The following is a 2,772-nucleotide window of genomic DNA, read 5'->3' on the forward strand; positions in this document are numbered from 1 at the left end:
GGCGGTCGACAACGGGTACCGCATCGTCACCGTCTCCGACGCGTGCACGGCGGCCACCGACGAGCTGCACGAGGCGTACCTGAGCACGCTGGGCCAGCTCGGCGAGATCGCCACCACCGGCGAGATCGCCTGACCGGCCGCCGGGGCGCTCAGCGCAGGCCGGCGGCGATCGCGTCGACCAGCAACGCGCCGAGCATCCGGGCCATCACGGCTCGGGCGGCGTCCACGTCGAGACCCATCGAGTCGCGCATCATCGACCAGGACGACCAGGTGCCGGCCACCGTCAGCGCGTCCAGCAACTGCGCGCGGCCCGGACCGGCGTGCGCCAGCTCCGGGGCGAACACCGCCTCGATCTCGTGCCGGACCCGGGCGACCGCCGCCTCCCGGTTGCGGCGCAACTGCGGGGAGAACGGCTCCCGCAGCGCCGACGCGCGGGCCGAGGGCGCCAGCACCTCCAGCAGCCGGGCGCGCTGGTCGCAGAACGCGGCGATCCGGGCGGTCAGCGGCAGTTCCGGCGACACCGGCCGCCAGAGCGCGGCCTGCCGCTCGCCGACCCGCCGCCCGGTCGCGGCGAACAGCGTCTCCATGTCCTTGAAGTTGGTCCAGAGCGTGCGCAGCGACACCCCGGCCCGCTCGGCGATCCGTTCCCCGGTGGGGCGCAGGTCACCGGAGTCGATCAGGGCCAGGTGCGCCTCCACGATCGCGGCCCGGGTCCGCTCGGCTCGCGCCGCCCGGCCGTCCACCCGCTCCGGCGGGTCGGCCTCCACCTCGATCATGGGTACGGATCTCCTGTTGCTCGGGTACCGGCGGCAACTCTACGTGCGTGCCGCCGGGCGACCGGCACCCGGCCGCCCGGCGGGACGCCTCAGGCGGTCGGCACCGCGTCGGCGGGCGGGTTCGTCGGCGGCTCGGTGAACTCGGTGACCGCGCCGTCGCCGTCGTCCGTGGTGTACGCGGGACCGAAGTACTCCTGCACGCCGTTGCTCACCTTGGTGAGCCGGACGCCGCCGTAGCCGGCGTGCACGCCGTCGGCGTACCGGAAGGGGACCAGGCCGGGCCCGCGGAAGCCGCCCTTGCGCACGGCCTCGACCAGCTTCTCCCGGGTGGGGTCGGGCCCGGCGGCGAGCATCGCCTGGACGAACGTGTACGCCATCGAGTAGCCGTAGATGGCGTTGCCGTCGACCGGGTTGCCCGCGTTGTACTTCTGGTGGATCTTGGTGAACTCCTGGATCCACGGGTTCGCGGTGTCTGCCACGTTCGGCAGGTAGTTGTCGGCCACCATGCCCTCGAGGATCACCTTCTTGTCGCCGAGCTGGGCGGCCAGCGTGGTGTAGTCGGCGCCCACGTTGGACACCACCCACTGCGCCTTGAAGCCCTGCCCGGCGGCCTGGCCCATGGCCAGCGCGGTGAAGCCGGGGATGGTCGCCGAGATGACCACCTGGCAGCCGGCCGCGCGCAGCGCCCCGATCGCCGGGCCGACCTGCTGGTTGGTGGTGGTGTACGTCTGCTTCGCCGCGACCGGGCCGAGGACCTGCTCGACGCCGACCAGCGAGTCCCGCCCGAAGTCGTCGTTCTGCCCGAAGTGGCAGACCTTCGCGCCGGGGAACTCCCGCTTGACGTAGCTGGCCAGGATCTTGCCCTCGACCGTGTAGTCGGGCTGCCAGCCGAACGTCGTCGGGTACTTGTCCGGCTCGTTCCAGTTGCGGCTGCCGGAGGCGACGAACAGGTCCGGCACCTTCTGCGTCTTGACGAACTCCAGCACGTTCGTGTGCGTGGGCGTGCCGAGGCCGCCGAGCAGTGCGAAGACCTTGTCGTCGAGCACCAGCTTGCGGACCACGTTCTCGGTGTTGGCGGGGTTGTAGCCGTCGTCCATGACCTTGTAGACGATCTTCCGGCCGTGCACGCCGCCCTTGGCGTTGACGTGCTCGAAGTACGCCTTGGTGGCGGCGGAGATCTTCGAGTAGCCGGGCGCGGCCGGTCCGGTGAGCGGTTGGTGGGTGCCGATGACGACCTCGGAGTCGCTGACGCCGGGAACGTTCTCGGCGGCCTGCTTCTCGTCGTCGGCGCAGGCCGGCAGCGCGGCCAGCAGGGCCAGGCCGGCGGCGGCCGCGAGAACGCGGCGGGTGGTGGTGCGCATGGTTCTCCATTCCGGTGCGACGGTGCGAACGGTGTGGGTGGAACCGGTGAGGTCAGCGGTCCGGCGGCCGGGGGGTGGCGGGACGGCGGCGGACGGCCCCGCGTAGGCGGGCGGTGAGGGCACGCACGCCGCCCTGCAGGCCGCCCGGGGCGGCGAGCATGACGACGATGAGGACCAGGCCGAACACGGCCAGCGCGAGGTTGCCCTCCAGCCGCTGGGCCAGCCCGGCGGAGAGGCTGAGGTGTTCGGTGAGCAGGCCGGGCAGGTCCTGGAGCGCGACCAGCAGCACCGCGCCCCAGACCGCGCCGGCCAGGCTGCCCAGCCCGCCGATCACGATCGCCATGAGCAGGAACAGCGACAGGTCCAGCGGGAACTTGCCGGGCGCGACGGTGGCGGTGAGCATGGCGTACACGCCGCCGCCCAGCCCGGCGCAGGCGGCGCTGACCACGAACGCGAGCACCTGCGTGCGGGCCACCGGGATGCCGGCGAGCCGGGCCGCGACCTCGTCGTCGCGTACCGCCCGCAGCGACCGGCCGAAACGGCTGCGCACCAGGTTGGCCAGCAGCAGCATGGTGAGCAGCGCGGCGGCCAGCGCGATCCAGGCCAGCCAGCGCTCGGGCTGGAAGTAGGCGCCG

Annotated in this window: 3 protein-coding genes; all 3 read right to left on the bottom strand. The window is 72.9% G+C overall.

Annotated elements, in window-relative coordinates:
- Positions 1-149: 149 nt before the first annotated feature.
- The gene (locus KBX39_RS28090; RefSeq protein ID WP_064445710.1) at positions 150-776 is read right to left on the bottom strand and encodes a TetR/AcrR family transcriptional regulator; all 627 of its coding nucleotides are present in this window, start codon (positions 774-776) and stop codon (positions 150-152) included.
- Positions 777-865: 89 nt separating this feature from the next.
- The gene (locus tag KBX39_RS28095) at positions 866-2,137 is read right to left on the bottom strand and encodes an ABC transporter substrate-binding protein (RefSeq protein WP_064445709.1); all 1,272 of its coding nucleotides are present in this window, start codon (positions 2,135-2,137) and stop codon (positions 866-868) included.
- A gap of 52 nt (positions 2,138-2,189) precedes the next feature.
- Positions 2,190-2,772: branched-chain amino acid ABC transporter permease (locus tag KBX39_RS28100; protein WP_210873409.1), on the bottom strand; the 583-nt coding region annotated here is incomplete at its 5' end.

Source organism: Micromonospora sp. D75, assembly GCF_018070405.1.
GTDB classification, from domain to species: domain Bacteria; phylum Actinomycetota; class Actinomycetes; order Mycobacteriales; family Micromonosporaceae; genus Micromonospora; species Micromonospora chalcea.